Source organism: Pantoea sp. Lu_F5_004 (genome assembly GCF_051136245.1).
GTDB classification, from domain to species: Bacteria; Pseudomonadota; Gammaproteobacteria; order Enterobacterales; family Enterobacteriaceae; genus Pantoea; species Pantoea agglomerans.
Window position 1 is genome coordinate 23,988 of sequence record NZ_CP194947.1, and the last position, 18,824, is coordinate 42,811.

Consider the following 18,824-nt stretch of genomic DNA (forward strand, 5'->3'; position numbering starts at 1 on the left):
AAAACTTAATAATTATAAATTCCTGAAATGCATAAAGATCAGGTCCATATTGTGATCGCGTGACCTGATGGAAGCGTTGCAACCCCAAATGGGGCCTGTTTAAGCTGACGTACATCCGCTCTCTCTTCGCCTGCGCTTTGTCTCTCCGGGCCGCTTTACTGCGCTCTTCTCTGTCCATTTCCTGTTGAGTGTTGTTATGTGCTTTGCGGGTTGTTTATCAACAACGTGTCGGCGAGTCTCACTGTTAATAGCAATCAGGGAGCCAGATGATGAAGATAGCTGAGATTGATCATATCCATCTCTACGTTGAAAATATTGAACAGGCAGAAAAGTGGTATAAAGAGATCCTGGGCTTTGAACGCGACCCTTCACTGTACTTCTGGTTTGAACAGGGTGGGCCGCTGGTCATAAGGAATAACAGAGCATAACTCTCTCTTTTCCTGCGAAAATCTCATCCACCAGGCCATACGGTGGCTTTCGGAGTGGCTGCCTCGTCTTTTAACGAACTTATACCTGTACTCAGTAAGAAGAAAATCCCTTTCAGCGTCAGTGACCACGACGTGTCGATGTCCGTCTATTTCAGCGATCTCAGTAATAATAAAATTGAAGTGACCTCTTACGACTACCTGCATGCAAAGCAGATACTGGAGAGCTTTGCGTAACGCTATCGCTGTTTGCGCTTAGAGGCATGACTGCAGGCGCACGATGATCTCCGTTCCGAAAGTATAAGTACTTCACTCATCGGCACGCCGGATGAAGTGAAGCATCCTGGCCCTGAACGGCGATCAGTAAAGTGAGTTCTTCAATCTATCAGGCAGCGCTTTGTCGTAGGCGTCGCCATCAATTTCTGCAATCTGTTTGAGGATGGAACCGGTGCTGGGTAGCGACTGCCGTAAGATCTGCGTTTCGGCATCCCATAATCCGGAGCGAATAATCGCCCGGCTGCACTGAAAGAAAACGCTCTCCACAGTGATGCGCAATACGGTTTTTGGCAGCTGATTGTTGATGGCAAAGCGCTCTAGCAGCGCCGGGTCGGTACTGATCGCTGCCGTGCCGTTCACGCGCAACGTCTCGCCAATGCCAGGGATGAGAAAAAGCAGCGCTACCCGATTGTCATGCAGAATGTTGCGCAGGCTGTCGATGCGGTTATTTCCGCGTCTGTCGGGTAATAGCAGGGTCTTGTCATCTTCGATTTCGATAAATCCGGCCGGATCGCCGCGCGGTGAAACATCCAGTCCCTCGGGCCCCGACGTTGCCAGCGCCACAAAAGGCGAGGCGGCGATAAACGGACGATAAGCGGGATGAATATGATCGGCCACCTTAGCGACAGAGGGCCGGGCGACCGTGCCGTAAAGACCTACAAGTTCGGTAAGTTCAGTAATAATGCTGCTCTGTTCAGCCATTTTTGCACTTTCCTTTCACTATTCAGATCCTCATGACGCTGAAGGTGAGACTACACAGACCCGACGCGCCAGTTTAAGCAGCACTTTAACACCCATGCAGCGTATTCAGAACCCGTGCGCCACCCTTTATGGCAATCGCCCCAGGTGAATCCGTCTTAGTGCCGCTAAAACAGCTTATTACCTGGGGCGACAACCACTATCCACCCTTTACCAATATCATAAGCACAACACAACGTAGTGACAGCCTCTGATGAGAGATCCATATTTTGCAATCAGATGAGCACGAAAACCGCGGCTTGTGCTCTGAAATTAGCCACCGTTCGTTAAGAGTATTAACAGAGTTGGTGACAGGCGAAGTTGCTGATATAAAGAGTAAAGATTGCTTATTCAGCACCCAAAAGGAGCGCAGGATGGTTTGGGAATCAGAGCGGCTGCTCTACAGATATACTCTTCGCGAGGATCTTGACGACCTCTTCAGAATTTATGGCGACCCCGAAACGCATAAATTTAACCCGCGAGGTCCATGGCCCGACAGAACGTATGCCATTCAGGCCATAGAGCGCATATTACAGAGCTATCAGGAACAGGGTTTTGGCGACTGGACGATATTTGAGAAAGCCCATCCGGAAAAAATCATTGGTTTTGGGGGCGTTTTCAGAAGCCAGTTTGATGGTCGTCAGACGAATAATCTCGGTTACCGGTTTGAGCCTGCTGCCTGGGGAAAAGGGTATGCCACCGAGCTTTCCCGCAGAGCCATTCGTTACGGATTCGAAGAGGCCGGGCTGAGCCTCATTACGGGTGTGACGCGCGAAAACCATCTGGCTTCGCGCCGGGTACTGGAAAAAGCGGGCCTGACCTTTTTGAAAAAGGTCGACGATCCTGAGGGGTTTCCTCCCAGCCTGATGTACACCCTCACACGACGTGACTGGCTTGCGGCTGGCAACATCGTTACCGCATAAGTATGATCTTTCCCGTTTGTGATTCAGGCGTGGCGAAAGCTGCGCCACCTTTTCGCGCCAGGTCCCTTTAAATCCTCTCTTATCCCGCGATTAACATTCCGCTGTGTGGATTACTTTAGCCACCTTAATCAGGGGAGGCTTTATGGATATTCGTACAATTTTTATTTCAGCAGTCATGGCAGTCAGTCTTTTATGGATAGGCGCATCAGATAACCGTTCGTCACATCTCACCGCCGAGCCGGTTAAATCGGTCCTGAGTAAACTGCAGCCTTGATGCTCAACCGCCCGATAGCACACATTAGCGCCTGCTCAGCCTGAGATGCGGTACACTGCCGCTATCTGTTAATGCAACTTCGTTGCTTTAACCATGACGTTGAGGCTGATAAAAGCGGGAGAAAGTGATGGCGAGGGAGATGATTCGGCAGGGTGGACGCAGCGCACGTATTCAGGCGGAAGTGCATAACACCGTTAACCGGTTGCTGGAAACGCTTGATCGTTCAGCTATTACAGTGCCGATGATCGCCGAACAGGCGGGTGTGACACCCTCCACGATCTATCGGCGCTGGGGCGATCTGTCCCAGTTGCTGGCGGATGTGGCCGTGGCACGGATGCGGCCCATTGCAGAACCGGAAGATACCGGATCGACGGCCGGCGATCTTACTGCGTTCATTCAGCAGTATGCTGAAGAGATGTCGTCCAAAGTCGGTCGTGAGCTTCTGGCTGATGTGATAGGGAGTCAGGCTGAAGCGGCGAGCCAGAAATGCTGTGGGTTTACCTATCAGCATCTTGAAACACTGAAAAGTCGGGCCGAGGCACGCGGCGAATCAGGTTTTGACGTTGATCGCATCATCGATGTGGTCGTGGCACCGGTGATGTTTCATATTCTGTTCGGTGACCGCGACATCTCAGCAGAATACTGTTCGTCTCTGGTTCAGCGGGCATTTCAGACAGCAGTCAGCGCTGAATAAAGGGCAGGGCGGCTTGCGTGATCAGATGCTGCAATAGCGCTCGCGCCGGATCGTCACCCTGATCGGAGCGGGCGAGCGCGATACCCAGATTGCCGGGCATTGGCAGCCGGTGTGATTCAATCATCAGCGTCTCCGGCAACCCGGCGCGGGTGCGCAGGGTGATGCCCAGCCCGGCCTGTAATGCCGCCCAGATCCCGCTAAGACTGTGGCTGGTGAACACTACCCGCCACGGAATACCTGCCTTATCCAGCGCCTCGATGGCGCGCGATCGCATGACACACGGCGCATCGAATGCCACCAGCGGCAGCGGCTCGCCGCGCTGCAGATATCCCGCCAGATCAAACGCCGGATGCTGTATCCAGGCTAACGGACACTGACCAATTAACTGCGTGCCAGCCTGCTGCTCTGCCTGCCACAGCAGCGCCAGGTCCAGCTCATGACGGGCCAGCGCCGTAAGCAGCGGCAGATTTCTGTCGACGCGTGCGGTCAGCATCACCTCCGGATGCTGCCGGTTGAACGCGCCGAGAATGGCTGGCATCAACGCCTCGCCAAAATCCTCCTGCATCCCGATGCGTATTTCGCCCTGTAACGCTTCGCCTTTCACTGCCCGCAATGTCTCATCGTTCAGCGACAGCAGGCGTCTGGCGTAACTCATCAGCTGTTCACCGCTGCGGGTCAGCTGCACATGCCGCCCTTTTTTCATCACCAGCGCCGTGCCGCATTGCTGCTCAAGTTTCTTAAGCTGCGCACTGACGGCCGAGGCAGACCGACACAGATGCTGTGCCGCCAGGGCAAAGCTGCCGGCATCAATGCCCGCGACGAAACTGCGCAGCGCATCCAAATCGAAGGACTCCGGTACCTTGTTCATTATTGTCCTGTAAATCTGGATGATAAATGCTGATTAATTTGATTTTCAGGATTGAAGGCCTGAGTGACACTCTGTCTCACCACTGAGGAGTGTGCAATGAAAAAATCGCTTGATCGGGAAACACTGGCGCAGCGCGCGCCAAAACTGGCCGAACTGACGCAGCAGGTGCTGTTTAGTGATATCTGGCAGCGCGAGCTGCTGTCACCGCGTGAACGCAGCCTGCTGACGCTGGCAACGTTAACCGCGCTGGGGAGAGTCCAGCAGCTGCCGTGGCACATCGATTTCGCCCGACAAAATGGGCTGACGCAGGATGAGCTGGTGGAGAGCTTCACCCATCTGGCGTTTTACGCAGGCTGGCCCGCCGCCGTCACCGCGCTGGGTTATCTGGAGGATAATCACTGATGCCCTTTACCCGAATTACCCTGCGTCAGGGCTACAGCGAGGCGGCTCTGCATCAGATTTCCACGCTGCTTCAGCAGGCGCTGGTCGCGGAATTTGACGTTCCTGAGCATGATTGCTTTCAGGTGATTGAGATGCTGCCCGCCGGACAGCGGGTATTTGATCGTCACTATCTCAGCGGCGGGCGTAGCGATAATTTCGTGCTGTTTCAGGTGACGGCAGGCCGACCGCGAACCCGCCAACAGAAGCAACGGTTTTATCATTCACTCTGTACGACGCTTCAGGCAGAGATGGCGATCGATCCTGACGATGTGATGATCATTATTCAGTTTAACAGCACCGAAGAGTGGAGCTTTAGCGGCGGCCGGATGCTGGCACAGGAGGCGTTATGATTATCATGCACTACCGTTTTACCCTGCCCGCTGACTACGACATGGGCATCATCGAACAGCGCATCAGTCTGAACGGAGCCCGGCTTGATGGCTTTCCAGGGCTGGTGGCCAAGGCGTATCTCTACGCCTGCCGTGATGATGACGGACAGAATGAAAACCGTTATGCGCCGCTCTATTTCTGGCGGGAGGCGAGTGGCATGCAGCGTTTCCTGCAAAGTCCTGGCTTTGCGACACTGGTCAGGGATTTTGGCTGGCCGATCATCGAAAGCTGGCTGGCGCTTGAGGGGCAGACCCACATCCCTGATCTGGCCGACGCCCGCTTTATAACGCTGAACCGCTGGACGATTCCACCGCATTCAGACCTCACGACACTGCCGGTAACAACAGGGATCAGCGCCTGGGATGTGAGCCGCTGGCAGGGAGTAGATGTTAACGCGTCCCACCTGTGCCCCGCTGGCGAGCAGGAAGTCTATCGCATCGGTTATCTGGCGCGGGGCGCAGCCGCCGCGGATCTGCAGCTCTAGCATCGGGAATGTCGCTGCTTTCTACTCAGAGGGCAAAAATGGCTTCAATCTCTATGCGCAGGTCAGTGGAGAAAAGTCCGCTGACCTGTACCAGCGAGCTGGCGGGCAGATGCTCGCCGTAGTTGCGATAAAGCACTTCCCGCAGCGCGGTGATCTCTGTGAAAGAGGTGATGAATATCGTGACCTTCAGCAGCGATGCGAGCGACGTATGCTCAGCCGCGGCAACCGCCCTGAGTTGATCAAAAATGGCTTCTGCCTGTTCAGCCATATCTCCCTGCTGAGCCGCCGTACCGAAAGCGGTCAGTCCTGAGACATACAGCGTCGCGCCATGTTTCACTGCGTGGACATAAGGTGCTTTTACTTCGCCCAGTTGCGGATAATTTTTGCGTTCTGGCATCATCATATTTTCTCTTTTTAAAGTGATTTCATACCATACAGGCTACCGGCATTAAAAAGGCCGAAAGTTGATAGCGGGTTGAAGGATGTTTTGAATAACGAGGAGGTTCGGGAAGCCAGCCGTTTACAGGTTCCGCTCTCTACCTGCACGCCGTGCAGCGATGCAGGCCATTGCTGTCGTCAAAACAGGCATGACGAAATGCGCATTGTGCAGACTATCCGTATGCACAAGCTTTTTTCGGATTCTCAGGGGCAGCAAGTGGGGAGACAGAAAGAAATTCGCTTTTGCGGCCTTCAATGACTGACGCCGAATTCAGAGGTAACAGGCAGGCATGGCTGGCAGCACTTACAGGCTGATTGTTATAGCGGGTGAGGACTGCCCGCATCCACTGAACAGTTATGATGCTCACGATCTGTTTCCGGATGGCGGTGTCAGGACACGGAGCTTAGCGATGAGAAGTATTCCCGCCAGTTCCGTCGTGAGAAAGAGGAGTGAAAACGGACTGATCATACGGCAAAAGGCCAGGCTGAGAGTGATCTGGCTTTCCATACGCCGGCAACTGTCATCAGATGGATATCCCGCTGGTTAGATTCGCTGCTGCATCATATCGAACCGGAGATCATGTTTTATCGCTGGAGTGAGGGATTCTCTTCCATGAAGGCTTTTGAGCGCTGGGAAATAGAAGGCCAGCCAGTGTGGAAACTGTAGGCAGAGGTCGGGCGGGAGCTGGATTGTCGGGTAGTGCTGAATAAGCTGCCATTTCTCAGGCTGAAACTATGCGGTTTTTTTAGGAGGCTCGGGGTTTGCCGGGCTGGTAAAAACGACTGATATGACTTCACGAGCTTTCGCCGTTCAGGCCCTGCAGCACGACGTCTCAGCATTGCTATGCTGTCCGTTTAGTCTGCAGGAGTGAGGTTGCCGGAGCAATCAACCTCCGGCAGACCGCGTTAACGGCATACGGATAGCTATTTAGCTCCACTCATCCCGGGAGAACCATCATGTCCTCCCTGACTCCCGCCGCTACCAGCCTGACCGCCGACGCCGCCGGGACCCGCATCGCCTCCGTTTCCGCCATCACCGGATCCGTCACCATTACCTCCGTTTCCGCCATTTCCGCCGTTTTCACCCCCATTACCGCCGTCGCCGCCATCTCCATTGCTGCCAGAACCAGCATTCCCTCCGTCTCCCCCGTTTCCGTCACCGCCACCGTCGCCACCATCACCGTCTGCCCATGCCGCAGTGCTGAATATTCCGGCCGCCAGAGAGGACGTTACAGTGAATACGACAATGAAAGGTCTCAGTAAAGCTGAGGTCAGAATAATGAGGTATGCAACTTTCATGAGAAGGTTTTTCATATCATCCCCTGCGTTATGAATTATATGCCGCCGCCATCACCACCATCGCTGCCGCCATTACCGCCGTCACCACCATCACCACCGGGTGAATTATTCCCGCTTCCTCCGTTGCCACCATTCCCTCCATCGGCTCCGTTTGTGCCTCCATCTCCGCCATTACCGCCATTTGAGTCGGAACCTGTGCCAGCATTACCGCCGTTACCTCCATTTCCGCCGTTTTCACCCGGACCGCCGTCTCCGCCGTTTCCGCCATCAGAAATCAGTGATAAAGAATCAGGAGAAAGGACGGGGTATGCCGGAGAGGCATAACCGTAATGTGTTAAAACCGCCAGTATCAGAGCTGAGCACCTTAATAAGGTCCGGCATCGTTTACAGATGTTGTGACTGGTCATTGTTACCTCCGTCGCCGCCAGCACCTCCGGGGGCATTGTCTGTTGACCCACCATCACCACCGTTTCCACCATTAGCGCTACCGTATGTATTTTTATGATGTTTATGGTGCTTGTGATGTGGTTCAATCCCGCCGTTTGCACCGTTTGCACCGTTTCCACCATTTCCGCCGTTACCACCAGAAGCAGAACCGTTACCGCCGTTACCTCCGTTCAGGCAGCCGGTGCCGGGCACGCCGTCTTTACCGTTTTCCCCGTTGGGCGAAGTGGCATTCCCATCCTGTCCGTTCTGACTCTCACAGGCAGACAGCTGGATAGTGCTCTGCGGAAATGTCTGACTGAATACCGGCAGGGAAAAAAGCAGCCCTGCAGAAAGCGGGAAAAGAATCAGAGTGTTGTGCAGCTTTGACATAAAAGTTTCATCCTTTGATTAATGGCCGCCTTCAGGAGGCGACCATTTTTAGTTAGATTAAGCAGCCAGATTACGCACCGCCGCCGTCACCACCACCGTCACCACCATCACCACCGCCGTCACCGTCACCGGAACCATTGCCGTTAGCTGAGCCGTTGCCAGTGCCGTTACCATTACCGCTGTCGTTACCGTTACCGCTGCCGCTGTTATTGCCGCCATCGCCTCCGGGGCCACCAGGAGAATTGGCACCAGCACCTCCGTTCCCGCCGTTACCACCATTAGCATCGTCGATAAGTAAGAAGGTGTGTGGGGAGTGATCAGTCAACGGTTCGTTATGTAAGGGTGCGGCGACAGAAAATCGCGCCGCAGAGAGAACAAAAATACCCAAAGCAAGAGCTAATTTTTTATGTCTCATAATCCATCCTTAAAGGTAAGAAATACATGAGATAATCGTTGGCCCATCCCGTAGCTAATGAGCCATTTAATTAAAAGTAAATTAACTGAAAATTAAAAACTAAGGATTGTAATGAAACGTTTACCGATGTTTTATTATGTTTTTATTTGGATTTAATCGAAGTTACCGGAGGTATTATGTTATTGTTAAGTGGTTAAATTTAAAAGATATTGATGCATAATGATTATCCTGCTAACAGTTTACTGTTTTCATGAAAATATACACATTATATTTTTATTAAAGCAGTGCACTTATCAAAAGCCGGAAAATAAAAAATTAAATTCAAAAAAAGCAGAAGTAAATATCATTTTTATATAATTAATCTGACTTTTAAGAGGCATGGTCATAGGGGAAACTGTTTAACCACTCTGAATTCGTTTTATCGAACCTGTGAAATCCAGAAATTTCAGGAAGCATTATCAGAACTGCGGCAGGCGGGACCTCAACAGCTAAAAAAACCGGCTCATTATCGTGCGTGCAGCAAACAAAATAGTGGTGCTGTGAGAGCGTTCAGCTTGCAACCGGTCAGGAGTATGCGTGAATTTACGTCAAACTCTTCACTGCATGACCCTCCGGCTCCTGCCCTGGCGGGCAGTCGTCGAGCTTCACTCCGCTAAGCTTGCAGGCGAGTTCGTGCCTGACGGCTGAGGACAACGGTTGCAACCGGCTATCAAAAGAGAGGTGCTCATGAGCGGTAAACGTTATCCCGAAGAGTCAAAAATCGAAGCGGTTAAACAGGTCGTTGATCGTAGCCATTCCCTTGCAGGTGTCGCCACCCGTCCTGGTATCATCACGCACAGCCTCTATGCCTGAGTAAAAAAGTAGGGCCCTGATTCATCAGCCACTAAAGCGCATTCTGATACCTGGTCTGAGAGTCGGCGACTTCAGAAAGAAGTGAACCGGGTCTTGCGACTGATGAAGCGTGCCGGAATAAAAGCTCAGATCGAGTACCGGAACCTACGAGCACGCAAAGGTGAAGCCAGCATAGTGTCACCCAACAGACTCCAGCGTCAGTTCAATCTGGAGGCACCTGATGAGCGCTGGGTGACGAACATAACGTACATCCGGCCGCATGAAGGCTGGCTTTATGTGGCCATGGTGGTTGATCTGTTCTCCTGGAAAGTTATCGGCATTGTCAATGCAACACGCCCGTCAGAAATCAGCGTTTCAGCAATTGCTGGCAGGCGAGGTTATCCTGCACGGCGCGCTGCTGCTCATCAGGCGTCAGTTGCTGCCAGCGGCCAATCACGCTGCGACCCAGCCCCGATTTATAGGTGATTTTTTGCAGCGCATAATCAGAGTTGCCGCCTTCAATGACGTTCTGCATCTGCTGGTCGAGTGGCTGCTTACTATCATGATCAATCGCGCAGAACACCGCGACGTAATACGCTTTATCTTCCTCACTGTCGTGTGGGATAAACCACCAGGCGGCCAGGGCGAGGATCAGCAGCAGGGGCAGGATATATTTTACTTTAGCCATCGGAGTCATCGGTTGTGGGCAGTTAAGTCAGCCAGATATGGCCAGACGCAGGGCGTGTATCCTGCCACAATTTCTGCTCACCGTTAACCTCGTTCAGCCGCTGTTGAGGCAATGTTCAGTTTGCTGGCGCTTCAATCAGCGTCGTACTGATTTGCGCACCCGGCATCATCTGCTTTAATCCCGAAACCAGATCGTCGCTGGCCTGTTGCAGCGCGGAAAGCGGCATAGCGGGCAGACTTTCCAGAATGAACCACATCTGCTGCGCGCTGGCATCCAGTCGGGTTCTTACACCCTGACGCCAGTTCCAGCGGCGACAGGTCACGCCCTGATCGTCGCGCCAGATCACTTCGCCCGGTTCCGGCGACTCATAAACCACCTCGCCCTCTTTAACGGTATCGAAACGTTCACTGCCGTCAGCAATCACCAGACGTGGCGCGCCAGCATAGGCCGCGATATTTTCCCCCCGACCGGCAGCGCATAACGAATGCTGATGGCGTTATAGAGATCGACAACCGGATCGATGGCAGGCAATGCGCCATCCCGCAGCACACGCTTACGCAATGCTTCTGCCGAACAGGGTGTACGTTTCGCTTTGGCACCAAAGGCTTTAAACACCTCAGCCCAGGCGGCGAGATGCGCGTCTGCCCACGCCGCATCATCATTTAATACCTGCTGGCATGCACTCTTCAGTGCTTCGCTGGCAACTTCTGGTTGGGTAATCGGTGTGGCTTCCACCACAATACTCATGGCACGAAAGCCGGGAGCGAGCGCGAAAACAGCGGGATCGATTGACGGATGAACAGATAACATCGGATACTCTCTCAGTGACTAATTTATTTCATAGTAATGACCGATGACCAAAAAAGTCAATATAACGACCGATGCGGGTGCCGATGTCGCCAGTGTCAATCAGGCTGTTTCGGACAGCATCAAAAGCTGGCGTAAAAGTCAGAAACTCTCGCTGGATGAGTTATCGCGCCGGGCTGGCGTCAGTAAAGGCATGCTGGTGGAGATCGAAAAGGGTGCCGCCAATCCCAGCATCGCCATTCTCTGTAAAGTGGCTGCCGCGCTGGGCGTCTCGGTGGCAGATATCGTTAACGTTGCGCATGCGCCTGACGCCTGGCTGATTGAGAACAGCGAAATGCCCCGGCTGTGGCAGGGTGAGCAGGGTGGTTATGCGCAGCTGCTGGCGGGAACCCGTGGGCCGGATATGATCGAGCTATGGCGCTGGCAGATGTTTGCGGGCGAAGCTTTCCGTTCTGCCGGTCACTCCTCAGGCACACTCGAACTGTTGCATGTCGAGCAGGGCTCGCTCGCCTTAACGGTGGGTGAGCAGACCCTGGTGGTGCAGCAGGGCTGTGCAGCCGTAGCGCGAACCGATATGCCGCATGCCTATGCCAGTGCCGATCAACTGCCGGTTATCTTCACCATGACAGTGGCCGAACTGCAGCGCTGACGGCGCTATTCTGCGGCGGTCGCTTCGCCTGGACACACCAGCAGCAGCGTTTTCAGCAACCTTTCCAGTTCGGCACGCTCTGAAGCGCCAAGCGGGGCCAGCAGCGCCTCCTGCGTAGCGGTATGGACGCGGAGTGCATGCTCAATCTGCTGCTGCCCGTGCGGCGTCAGCCCGACCAGCATGCTGCGCTTATCCTCTGGCGCGGCAATACGCTCAATCAGATGCTGCTGCTCCAGCCGGTTCAGACGATTTGTCATCGCACCGGAAGTCACCAGCAGCGCCTGGTAGAGCTGGGTGGGCGACAGGCGAAAAGGCGATCCCGCCCGTCGCAATGTCGCCAGCACATCAAATTCCCCCTCCTGAAAACCAAAAGGCTCCAGTGCCTGACTGCGCGCTTTCGCCAGATGTTTCATCAGGCGCAGCACCCTGCCGAAGATCCGCATTGAAGAGGCGTCGAGATCGGGCATTGCGTCGTCCCACTGGCTGACAACGAAATCAATATGGTCATGCATAAATCACCTTTAAATATTGTGGTTATGTTGTCGGGTTGTGCGCAGCCTCTTAACACCGGGGGGAATTTATCTTAACGTTAAGATAAATGGTGGCGGCCCGGTGCTGTCATCGTCAATCCTCTGTTAAGGCGTCGATGATGAAAAATAAGGTGTTGTTCCCCATTCTGTTTGCCGTGATCGCTTTTCTTATCGGGCTGAATCTGCGCCCTATGCTGGCGATTATCGGCCCGCTGTTCCCGGTGTTGCAACTGCAGGCCGGGTTGTCGTCGACAACGTTCAGTCTGCTGACTACGCTGCCGGTGGCGATGATGGGCCTGGCCGCACTCTCTGGCCCGTCGCTGATCGCCCGCGTCGGGCCGGTAAGGGGAATCGCCGCCGGTTTGCTCTGTCTGACGGTCGCCTGCCTGTGGCGCGGCGTTACGCTTACTCCCTCTCAGCTGCTGCTCACCGCGCTGGCGGGGGGCGCAGGGATTGGCGTGATACAGGCGCTGATGCCCGCTCTGATCCGGCAACGCTTTGCTGAGGCCGCGGCGACGCTGATGGCGCTGTTCAGCACGGGCATTATGGCGGGCGCGGCACTGACTGCTGCCGGTGCTGACCCGCTGTTTTCATGGCTGGGCCTGCAACCCGCGCTGGCGCTTTCCGGCGGGTTAACGCTGGTCACACTGCTGATCTGGCTGACTTTAGTCAGGCGATCGCCGCAGGTGAGCGTGGCCTCTGATGCAACGACGCTGCCTGTGCGGCGTACCCTGTTGCTGATGCTCTTTTTCGGCATTGGCACGGGTGCTTATACGTTAGTGCTGGCCTGGATGCCGCCATTCTATATTCAACTGGGCTGGAGTGCTCGCCACAGTGGCTATCTGCTCGCCGCGCTGACGTTAACCGAAGTGGTAGCAGGATTCATCGTCTCGGCGACGTTACATCGCTTTCCCGATCGCCGTCCGCTGCTGCTCGGCGTGCTGGCCCTGTTGCTGCTGGGGCTGCTGAGTCTGGTGTTTTACCCGGGCACGATGCCGATACTCTCTTCACTGTTACTGGGTACGGGCATCGGTGCGCTCTTTCCGCTGTCGCTGATCGTCACGCTGGATCATGCGCGCAGTGCCAGAGAGGCGGGCATTCTGCTGTCACGCGTGCAGGGAGGCGGATATCTGATTGCGGCTCTGATGCCGCTGCTGGCAGGCTGGGTGCGTGATAGCGGCACATCAATGACCCAGGCCTGGCTGATCATGAGCGCTGGCGTAGTGCTGTTGATGGTGATTGCCCGACGCTTCAGACCTCAGAACAGTATCAACTGAACAAAGCCGTTGCCGATCAATGTCGATCTGGCATGCTGGAATAAAACCCCTGAACCCGGAGTGCATTGTGAAAGTGATTGGTCTGTTAGGCGGTATGTCGTGGGAGTCTACCGCGCTCTATTACCGCATTCTCAATCAGCAGGTTAAGCAGCGGCTGGGCGGCCTGCACTCGGCGGAGCTGGTGCTCTATAGCGTCGACTTTCAGCGCATTGAGCAGCTACAGGCCGCGGGCGAGTGGCAGCAGGCGGGAGATATACTGGCTGAAGCGGCACGCAATCTGGAACGGGCTGGCGCGCAGTTCATCGTACTCTGTACCAACACCATGCATAAAGTGGCATCACAGATCAGCGCCGCAACAGGCATCCCGCTGCTGCACATCGCCGACGCCACCGGACGACGCATTCAGCAGGCCGGGGTGCGTAAGGTCGGATTACTGGCGACGCGATTCACCATGGAACAGGATTTCTATCGCGGGCGACTTCAGCAGCAGTTTGGTCTTGAGGTGATCACGCCGGATAGAGAGGATCGGATTTTTGTGCATGAGGTGATTTACCACGAGCTTTGTCTGGGCGAGATCAATCCCGCGTCGCGTCGCCGTTATGGTGAGATCATGCAGCAGCTGGTCGCGCAGGGGGCGGAGGCCATTATTCTGGGCTGCACCGAAATCACACTGCTGGTGGATGCCACGGATGCCAGCGTGCCACTGTTTGATACCACGCTTATCCACGCGGAAGAGGCTGTTACCCAGGCGCTGGCCTGACGTTTATCCTGCACTTAGCCTTGAGGGAATCGCATGAAAATTGAAAATCTGCCGTTTGGCCTGACCCAGTGGGATCAGATTGAAGAGACGATTCATCCCGGCGACCAGGGGCAGGCGACCTGGCGAACCGTGAAGTTTAACGATATCCGGGTGCGGATGGTCGACTATTCACCAGGCTATGTCGCCGACCACTGGTGCACAAAGGGCCATATTTTGCTGTGTATGGCGGGTGAATTGCACACTGAACTGGCAGATGGTCGCCGTTTCGTACTGACACCGGGCGTCAGCTATCAGGTGGCGGACGATGCTGAACCACATCGCTCCTTTACGTCCACAGGCGCACAACTCTTCATCGTTGACTGAGTTCACCGTCAGCCTCTCTGGTGATCACCTGCTGGTGAATCATCGCGTCGTTGACACTTTTAAAAGTAAACTGAATCAGCTTTATAAAAATCAGCAAAATTAATGGCTTATTTCATCAGAGTTATCTGGTTCTGACAGGAATAATTCCCATCAGGCTGTATGCTGGAAGCCTTATAAGAACGTTTTGCATTCACCTGAGGTGGGGAAGCCTGTGCTGATAAAAAAGAAGAAAGTTCGTTCGCATACCGAAGATCGACTGCTGGCGCTGGTGCTTGCCACCACCGCCGGCATCCTTAATGCCATGGCGCTGGGTGCGTTTGGATTTTTTCCATCGCATATGACGGGTAACACGTCGCAAATCTCCCAGGAAGTGACCACCAGCGACCTCCATACCATGCTGTTTTTGATGGCACTGATTATTGCCTTTGTCATGGGCTGTACCGTTGCCCGACTGGCGGTGGTGGTGGGGATCAGACATAAGTTACGCACCATATTCTGTCTGATCATTCTGGCGGAAGGGGCGGCGCTGACGGTGGCATCGATCTTTGAGATCGTGTTCTACCGGCCAAGCTTTAACGGGGAAGTGCTGTTGATGCTGGGCTTTTTAATGGGGATTCATAATGCGACCTCAACGCAGCTCTCCAATGGCCGCGTCAGATCGACCCATATTACCGGCACGCTGACCGATGCGGGTATTGCGCTGGGTTCGTGGATCTTTGCCCACACGTCCCACGCCGTGCATCTTGAAACCGACGATCGTCGCTTTTTCCAGAAGGTTCTGCACACCCATCTGACTACCGTGTTTTCATTCCTGAGCGGCTGTATTGCCGGGCTGCTGCTGTTTAAAGTCTATGGCTTTAACGCCATGGTTGGACTGGGGATATTTCTGATGCTGGTGGCACTGACGGCCATCGCCATTACCGTGCAGCGTACCCGCAGAAGCCTCTACTGACAGTAAAACCTCCCGCCCGATGCACATAGCGCATCGGGCGGGTTGCTTACTGCTGCGTTCGGGTTGGCCGCACCACGATTTCGTTCACATCCACCTCTTCAGGCTGTTCAATGGCATAGCGCACGGCGCGTCCAATGGCGTCCGGCTGCAATGCGATAGCGCGATAGTGCTGCATCGCCTCGGCGGCTGCCGGATCGGTAATGGTTGATGCCAGCTCGCTCTCCACCACACCGGGATGAACACAGGTTATCCGCAGCTGGCTGTTCTCCTGGCGTAATCCGTCGGAAATCGCCCGCACCGCAAACTTGGTGGCGCAGTAGACGGCCGCGGTGGGCGACACGGCCAGCGCACCTATCGACGCGATGTTAATGATGTGACCGCGCTCGTGGGCCAGCATGGTCGGCAACACTGACGCAATGCCATACAGCACCCCTTTGATGTTTACATCGATCATCTGTTCCCACTCTTCCACCCGCAGCGACGCCATCGGTGACAAGGGCATAATACCGGCGTTATTGATCATTACATCCACCCGGCCCCATCTCTCCAGCGCATACTCAACAAACTGCGTCATCTCTTCGCGGCGTGTAACATCCAGCGCCTTGATCGCCACCTCTGCACCATTGAACTGCAGCTCTTCAGCCAGCGCGGCCAGGCGGCTTTCCCGCCGCGCACCCAGCAGCAGAATGGCATCTGTTTTCGCCAGTTCACGTGCAATGCCTGCCCCGATGCCGCTTGAGGCGCCGGTAATTAAAATCACTTTCTGAGTCATTTTGTTTCTCCAGTCAGGTTGTCACTGGCGATCATACGGCGACTGGATTATAAAGATAATACACCGAACGCTTTACTCACTGGTAACTCAATCTGACCAATGAATGCCGATAAAAATGCTCTCGAAGTTTTTGTGATTGTGGCGCAGACGCGAAATTTCCGGCTGGCCGCAGAACAATTGGGTGTTACGCGTCCGGCGATCAGCCAGAGTCTGCGACGTCTGGAAGACCGGCTTAACATCACGCTGATGCAGCGCACCACACGCTCGGTTCAGCTGACAGAAGCCGGGCAGCGGCTTTATGCCGAAGTGGCGCCGGCGATCAACCAGCTCAATCGCGCCGTGACCGATATTGCAGAACTGGCTGCAGAACCTCGGGGCCAGCTGCGGCTGGCTATTTCCTCGATTGCAGAGCGGATGCTGGGGGGAGAACTGCTGGCGAGCTTTATGACCGCTTACCCGCAGGTTGAGCTGGATATCACCGTCACCGATGAGGAGTTTGATATTGTCGGACAGGGCTATGACGCGGGCGTGCGGCTGGGGGAGGTGATTGCTCAGGATATGATTGCGGTGCCGGTATCTACCGCGCAGCGTCAGGTGGCGGTGGCGTCACCCGCCTATCTGGCTCGCGCAGGCACGCCGCAACATCCTCAGGATCTGGTCAGTCACCGCTGCATCGGCTGGCGAAAAGGGCCAGGTCTGGCCCCTTATCGCTGGGAGTTCGCAGAGCAGGGGCGCGAGTTTGATGTTGCCGTCAATCCGCAACTCACCACCAACGATATGGGGGTGATGATTCGCACCGCCTGCGCCGGGGGCGGCATCAGCTTTGGCATGGAAGAAACCTTCCAGCCTTACATCGCACGTGGCGAACTGGTGACCCTGCTCGACGCATGGTTGCCCGCCTTTGCCGGTTTCTATCTCTATTTTCCCAGCCGAAAAAATCTGGCGCCCAAGCTAAGGGCGCTGATCGATCACGTCAGACTCTAGCGACAGAATGCACGTCTGATTTAGCGCTGATATTGCCGATCGCTGACCTGCTCCAGCCAGTCCACCGGCGAGCCGTTCAGTGACTCAGCGATAGCAATATGCGTCATGGCGTTATCCGGCGTTGCACCGTGCCAGTGCTTCACGTTTTCCGGGATCCAGACGATATCACCGGTGTTCATCACCTGAATGGCTTCACCCTCACACTGAATCCAGCCCTGGCCATGCGTGACTATCAGGGTTTGCCCGAGTGGATGGGTATGCCATGCGGTACGGGCACCGGGTTCAAAAGTCACCGTTGCGCCACCCACGCGGGCGGGTTCGGTTGCCTGGAATGGCGCATCAATCCGAACCGTGCCGGTAAAATATTCAGCAGGTCCTTTACGCGAAGGCAGCGATCCGTTGGCGATAATTTTCATTACTCACTCCTGTTGTTAACGTGTCATGCACAGTGTAACCGGCAAGCCGGAGTGTGATTAGCCCGCTCAGTCGGCAAACGGTTATGAGCCGGGCTCATTAATTGCCTGACAGTTTTTCAGGCTGTCATGTTGTAACGGGTGATGATGTTGATTTTAGAGTAGGGCGCGGGCGGTTCTGAGGCGGGCAAAAATCCATGAAACGCCAGCAGCGTTCTGAAGGCGTGCAGCGCATCAAGCTGTAAATTATGCTCGATCAATGCATCAATTTTACCGGCCTGCAGCAGTGCACGATTTTCCCGATCGAGATCGTGACCAATAAAAGCGTTAACTGTCCGCTTTTGTTCGGCAAATGCGCGCAGTATGCCGGGATTACCGCCACCGACTGTATAGACCGCATCTGCATCCGGATGGCTCTGCAAAAACTGTGTCACCGACTGCTGCATCCGGGCGTCAATGCCATAACCGCCTGCCACCACGCTTACCTGATGCTGGGGCGCAAACTCCTCCATTGCTCGCTGAAACCCCTGAATTCTCTCCTGTTCGCCAATGAAATCGTGACTGCCGGTGACTGCCACAATATGCGAACGACTCACCCGCAGCCATTTAGACATCAGAAAAGCCGCCACTTTACCGGCATCAAAATTATCCATGCCAATGTAGCGCAGGCGCGCGCTACCGGGCAGGTCGCTCATCATGGTGACCACCGGAACGCGTTGTTTCAGCAGTGATTCAAGGGTGGGATTAAGTTCACCGGAACAGGCTGCCTTAAGAATGACGCCGTGACTATGCAACGCTTTTTTATTCAGCAGCGCGTTAATCGCCTCCGCTGTAAGATTCGCGCCGAAGTGGAAACGTAACTGAAGTTTAAAGGCAGTAAAGCTGGCAATCTGACTGCTGAACGCCTCACGTATCAGTGGCTGAAAGCGGTCAGGTGTATGCATGATGACGTCAAAATAGATTGTTCTTCCCCTGGCGAGCCCCGCTTTTTGCATCAGTTCCAGGTCTGCTATCGCCTGCTGGATTCGGTGCTGGGTCGTGGCATGCACATTGCCGCGCTGATGCAGGGCCCGGTCGATGGTCGCCAGACTGAGTCCCGACTGGGCCGCAATCTGTTTCAGGGTAAATTTAGCCATATGCTGCTCGTGACACCAGAGGATGACGATAGTTTTATCATACTGCTGGCCATTGTCTGATGATCATTTGTGAAAGGCTGGTCAGAACATATCAGGCCGGGAAAGCTGCCGCGCAGGTTATCGCAATAAACTGTAAGTCGTAAAAGTGTTTATAACACATTCAGCCGGGAGTCTGTTTCCC

The 18,824-nt window shown here is 54.6% G+C and carries 23 protein-coding genes and 4 pseudogenes; 15 read left to right on the plus strand and 12 right to left on the minus strand.

Features of this window, described 5'->3' with window-relative positions:
- The first annotated feature begins 269 nt into the window (after nt 1–269).
- Nucleotides 270–662, plus strand: a pseudogene (locus ACR8BN_RS19030) (VOC family protein).
- 123 nt (nt 663–785) lie between these two features.
- Here the strand turns inward: ACR8BN_RS19030 and ACR8BN_RS19035 are convergent.
- The gene (locus ACR8BN_RS19035; protein ID WP_434747722.1) at nt 786–1,403 is read right to left on the minus strand and encodes a pyridoxamine 5'-phosphate oxidase family protein; all 618 of its coding nucleotides are present in this window, start codon (nt 1,401–1,403) and stop codon (nt 786–788) included.
- 410 nt (nt 1,404–1,813) lie between these two features.
- Between ACR8BN_RS19035 and ACR8BN_RS19040 the strand changes: the two genes are divergently transcribed.
- Both ACR8BN_RS19040 and ACR8BN_RS19045 read left to right on the plus strand, forming a co-directional pair.
- Nucleotides 1,814–2,362: a GNAT family N-acetyltransferase gene (locus ACR8BN_RS19040; protein ID WP_434747809.1), complete on the plus strand. Its 549-nt coding sequence runs from the start codon at nt 1,814–1,816 to the stop codon at nt 2,360–2,362.
- A 401-nt stretch (nt 2,363–2,763) separates the two neighbouring features.
- Nucleotides 2,764–3,330, plus strand: a complete 567-nt coding sequence (locus ACR8BN_RS19045; RefSeq protein WP_033779949.1) for a TetR/AcrR family transcriptional regulator — start codon at nt 2,764–2,766, stop codon at nt 3,328–3,330.
- Here the strand turns inward: ACR8BN_RS19045 and ACR8BN_RS19050 are convergent.
- Complete coding sequence (locus tag ACR8BN_RS19050) at nt 3,317–4,198, minus strand: LysR substrate-binding domain-containing protein (protein WP_434747723.1); 882 nt, start codon at nt 4,196–4,198, stop codon at nt 3,317–3,319. The genes ACR8BN_RS19045 and ACR8BN_RS19050 overlap by 14 nt on opposite strands.
- 96 nt (nt 4,199–4,294) lie before the next feature.
- Here ACR8BN_RS19050 and ACR8BN_RS19055 point away from each other — a divergent pair, with 96 nt between their 5' ends.
- Genes ACR8BN_RS19055 through ACR8BN_RS19065 form a run of 3 tightly spaced genes read left to right on the plus strand, consistent with a single transcriptional unit; the run spans nt 4,295 to nt 5,513 of the window.
- Entirely contained in the window at nt 4,295–4,600 is a 306-nt protein-coding gene (locus tag ACR8BN_RS19055) for a carboxymuconolactone decarboxylase family protein (RefSeq protein WP_069026867.1), read from the plus strand.
- Entirely contained in the window at nt 4,600–4,989 is a 390-nt protein-coding gene (locus tag ACR8BN_RS19060) for a tautomerase family protein (protein WP_033773596.1), read from the plus strand. The genes ACR8BN_RS19055 and ACR8BN_RS19060 overlap by 1 nt, the downstream gene beginning before the upstream one ends.
- Nucleotides 4,986–5,513, plus strand: a complete 528-nt coding sequence (locus tag ACR8BN_RS19065) for a DUF4865 family protein (RefSeq protein WP_064703895.1) — start codon at nt 4,986–4,988, stop codon at nt 5,511–5,513. The genes ACR8BN_RS19060 and ACR8BN_RS19065 overlap by 4 nt, the downstream gene beginning before the upstream one ends.
- Nucleotides 5,514–5,538: 25 nt before the next feature.
- Here ACR8BN_RS19065 and ACR8BN_RS19070 read toward each other — a convergent pair whose 3' ends face one another.
- Nucleotides 5,539–5,916, minus strand: coding sequence for a RidA family protein (locus ACR8BN_RS19070; protein ID WP_069026865.1), 378 nt, complete (start codon nt 5,914–5,916; stop codon nt 5,539–5,541).
- A 992-nt stretch (nt 5,917–6,908) separates the two neighbouring features.
- On the opposite strand from ACR8BN_RS19070, the gene ACR8BN_RS19075 reads away from it, so the two are divergent.
- Complete coding sequence (locus ACR8BN_RS19075; RefSeq protein ID WP_434747724.1) at nt 6,909–7,214, plus strand: hypothetical protein; 306 nt, start codon at nt 6,909–6,911, stop codon at nt 7,212–7,214.
- A gap of 64 nt (nt 7,215–7,278) precedes the next feature.
- Here ACR8BN_RS19075 and ACR8BN_RS19080 read toward each other — a convergent pair whose 3' ends face one another.
- The 3 genes from ACR8BN_RS19080 to ACR8BN_RS19090 form a co-directional block, all read right to left on the minus strand.
- A complete protein-coding gene (locus ACR8BN_RS19080) occupies nt 7,279–7,518 on the minus strand; it encodes a hypothetical protein (RefSeq protein WP_052259218.1) in 240 nt (79 codons plus the stop codon).
- A gap of 116 nt (nt 7,519–7,634) precedes the next feature.
- Nucleotides 7,635–8,066: a hypothetical protein gene (locus tag ACR8BN_RS19085; protein WP_434747725.1), complete on the minus strand. Its 432-nt coding sequence runs from the start codon at nt 8,064–8,066 to the stop codon at nt 7,635–7,637.
- Nucleotides 8,067–8,123: 57 nt separating this feature from the next.
- Nucleotides 8,124–8,315, minus strand: a complete 192-nt coding sequence (locus ACR8BN_RS19090; protein ID WP_235321457.1) for a hypothetical protein — start codon at nt 8,313–8,315, stop codon at nt 8,124–8,126.
- Between the two features lie 892 nt (nt 8,316–9,207).
- Between ACR8BN_RS19090 and ACR8BN_RS19095 the strand changes: the two are divergent.
- Together ACR8BN_RS19095 and ACR8BN_RS19100 are read left to right on the plus strand one after the other, a co-directional pair.
- Nucleotides 9,208–9,330, plus strand: a pseudogene (locus ACR8BN_RS19095) (transposase); the annotation flags it as partial.
- Nucleotides 9,331–9,417: 87 nt separating this feature from the next.
- Nucleotides 9,418–9,651, plus strand: a pseudogene (locus ACR8BN_RS19100) (IS3 family transposase); the annotation flags it as partial.
- A 28-nt stretch (nt 9,652–9,679) separates the two neighbouring features.
- Here ACR8BN_RS19100 and ACR8BN_RS19105 read toward each other — a convergent pair.
- Both ACR8BN_RS19105 and ACR8BN_RS19110 read right to left on the minus strand, forming a co-directional pair.
- The gene (locus tag ACR8BN_RS19105; protein WP_069026862.1) at nt 9,680–10,000 is read right to left on the minus strand and encodes a hypothetical protein; all 321 of its coding nucleotides are present in this window, start codon (nt 9,998–10,000) and stop codon (nt 9,680–9,682) included.
- Between the two features lie 115 nt (nt 10,001–10,115).
- A pseudogene (locus ACR8BN_RS19110) lies at nt 10,116–10,810 on the minus strand (B3/B4 domain-containing protein).
- Between the two features lie 43 nt (nt 10,811–10,853).
- Here ACR8BN_RS19110 and ACR8BN_RS19115 point away from each other — a divergent pair.
- Complete coding sequence (locus ACR8BN_RS19115) at nt 10,854–11,456, plus strand: helix-turn-helix domain-containing protein (RefSeq protein ID WP_039387877.1); 603 nt, start codon at nt 10,854–10,856, stop codon at nt 11,454–11,456.
- Nucleotides 11,457–11,461: 5 nt separating this feature from the next.
- On the opposite strand, the gene ACR8BN_RS19120 is transcribed toward ACR8BN_RS19115, so the two are convergent.
- On the minus strand, nt 11,462–11,968 hold the full coding sequence (locus ACR8BN_RS19120; protein WP_045139980.1) for a MarR family winged helix-turn-helix transcriptional regulator: 507 nt from the start codon (nt 11,966–11,968) through the stop codon (nt 11,462–11,464).
- A gap of 137 nt (nt 11,969–12,105) precedes the next feature.
- Between ACR8BN_RS19120 and ACR8BN_RS19125 the strand changes: the two genes are divergently transcribed.
- The 4 genes from ACR8BN_RS19125 (at nt 12,106) to ACR8BN_RS19140 (ending at nt 15,338) form a co-directional block, all read left to right on the plus strand.
- On the plus strand, nt 12,106–13,263 hold the full coding sequence (locus ACR8BN_RS19125; protein WP_434747810.1) for an MFS transporter: 1,158 nt from the start codon (nt 12,106–12,108) through the stop codon (nt 13,261–13,263).
- Nucleotides 13,264–13,330: 67 nt separating this feature from the next.
- Nucleotides 13,331–14,023 (plus strand): aspartate/glutamate racemase family protein, encoded by a 693-nt coding sequence (locus tag ACR8BN_RS19130; RefSeq protein WP_434747726.1) that lies wholly within the window; start codon nt 13,331–13,333, stop codon nt 14,021–14,023.
- A gap of 33 nt (nt 14,024–14,056) precedes the next feature.
- Complete coding sequence (locus ACR8BN_RS19135) at nt 14,057–14,386, plus strand: DHCW motif cupin fold protein (RefSeq protein ID WP_010670565.1); 330 nt, start codon at nt 14,057–14,059, stop codon at nt 14,384–14,386.
- Nucleotides 14,387–14,597: 211 nt separating this feature from the next.
- Nucleotides 14,598–15,338, plus strand: a complete 741-nt coding sequence (locus ACR8BN_RS19140; protein WP_424998890.1) for a YoaK family protein — start codon at nt 14,598–14,600, stop codon at nt 15,336–15,338.
- Between the two features lie 46 nt (nt 15,339–15,384).
- On the opposite strand, the gene ACR8BN_RS19145 is transcribed toward ACR8BN_RS19140, so the two are convergent.
- Nucleotides 15,385–16,110, minus strand: coding sequence for an SDR family oxidoreductase (locus ACR8BN_RS19145; RefSeq protein WP_434747727.1), 726 nt, complete (start codon nt 16,108–16,110; stop codon nt 15,385–15,387).
- 99 nt (nt 16,111–16,209) lie between these two features.
- Here ACR8BN_RS19145 and ACR8BN_RS19150 point away from each other — a divergent pair, with 99 nt between their 5' ends.
- On the plus strand, nt 16,210–17,094 hold the full coding sequence (locus tag ACR8BN_RS19150; protein WP_069026858.1) for a LysR family transcriptional regulator: 885 nt from the start codon (nt 16,210–16,212) through the stop codon (nt 17,092–17,094).
- A 20-nt stretch (nt 17,095–17,114) separates the two neighbouring features.
- Here ACR8BN_RS19150 and ACR8BN_RS19155 read toward each other — a convergent pair whose 3' ends face one another.
- Both ACR8BN_RS19155 and ACR8BN_RS19160 read right to left on the minus strand, forming a co-directional pair.
- Nucleotides 17,115–17,510 (minus strand): (R)-mandelonitrile lyase, encoded by a 396-nt coding sequence (locus tag ACR8BN_RS19155; protein WP_031591120.1) that lies wholly within the window; start codon nt 17,508–17,510, stop codon nt 17,115–17,117.
- Between the two features lie 116 nt (nt 17,511–17,626).
- On the minus strand, nt 17,627–18,643 hold the full coding sequence (locus tag ACR8BN_RS19160) for a substrate-binding domain-containing protein (protein ID WP_115759093.1): 1,017 nt from the start codon (nt 18,641–18,643) through the stop codon (nt 17,627–17,629).
- Between the last annotated feature and the right edge of the window lie 181 nt (nt 18,644–18,824).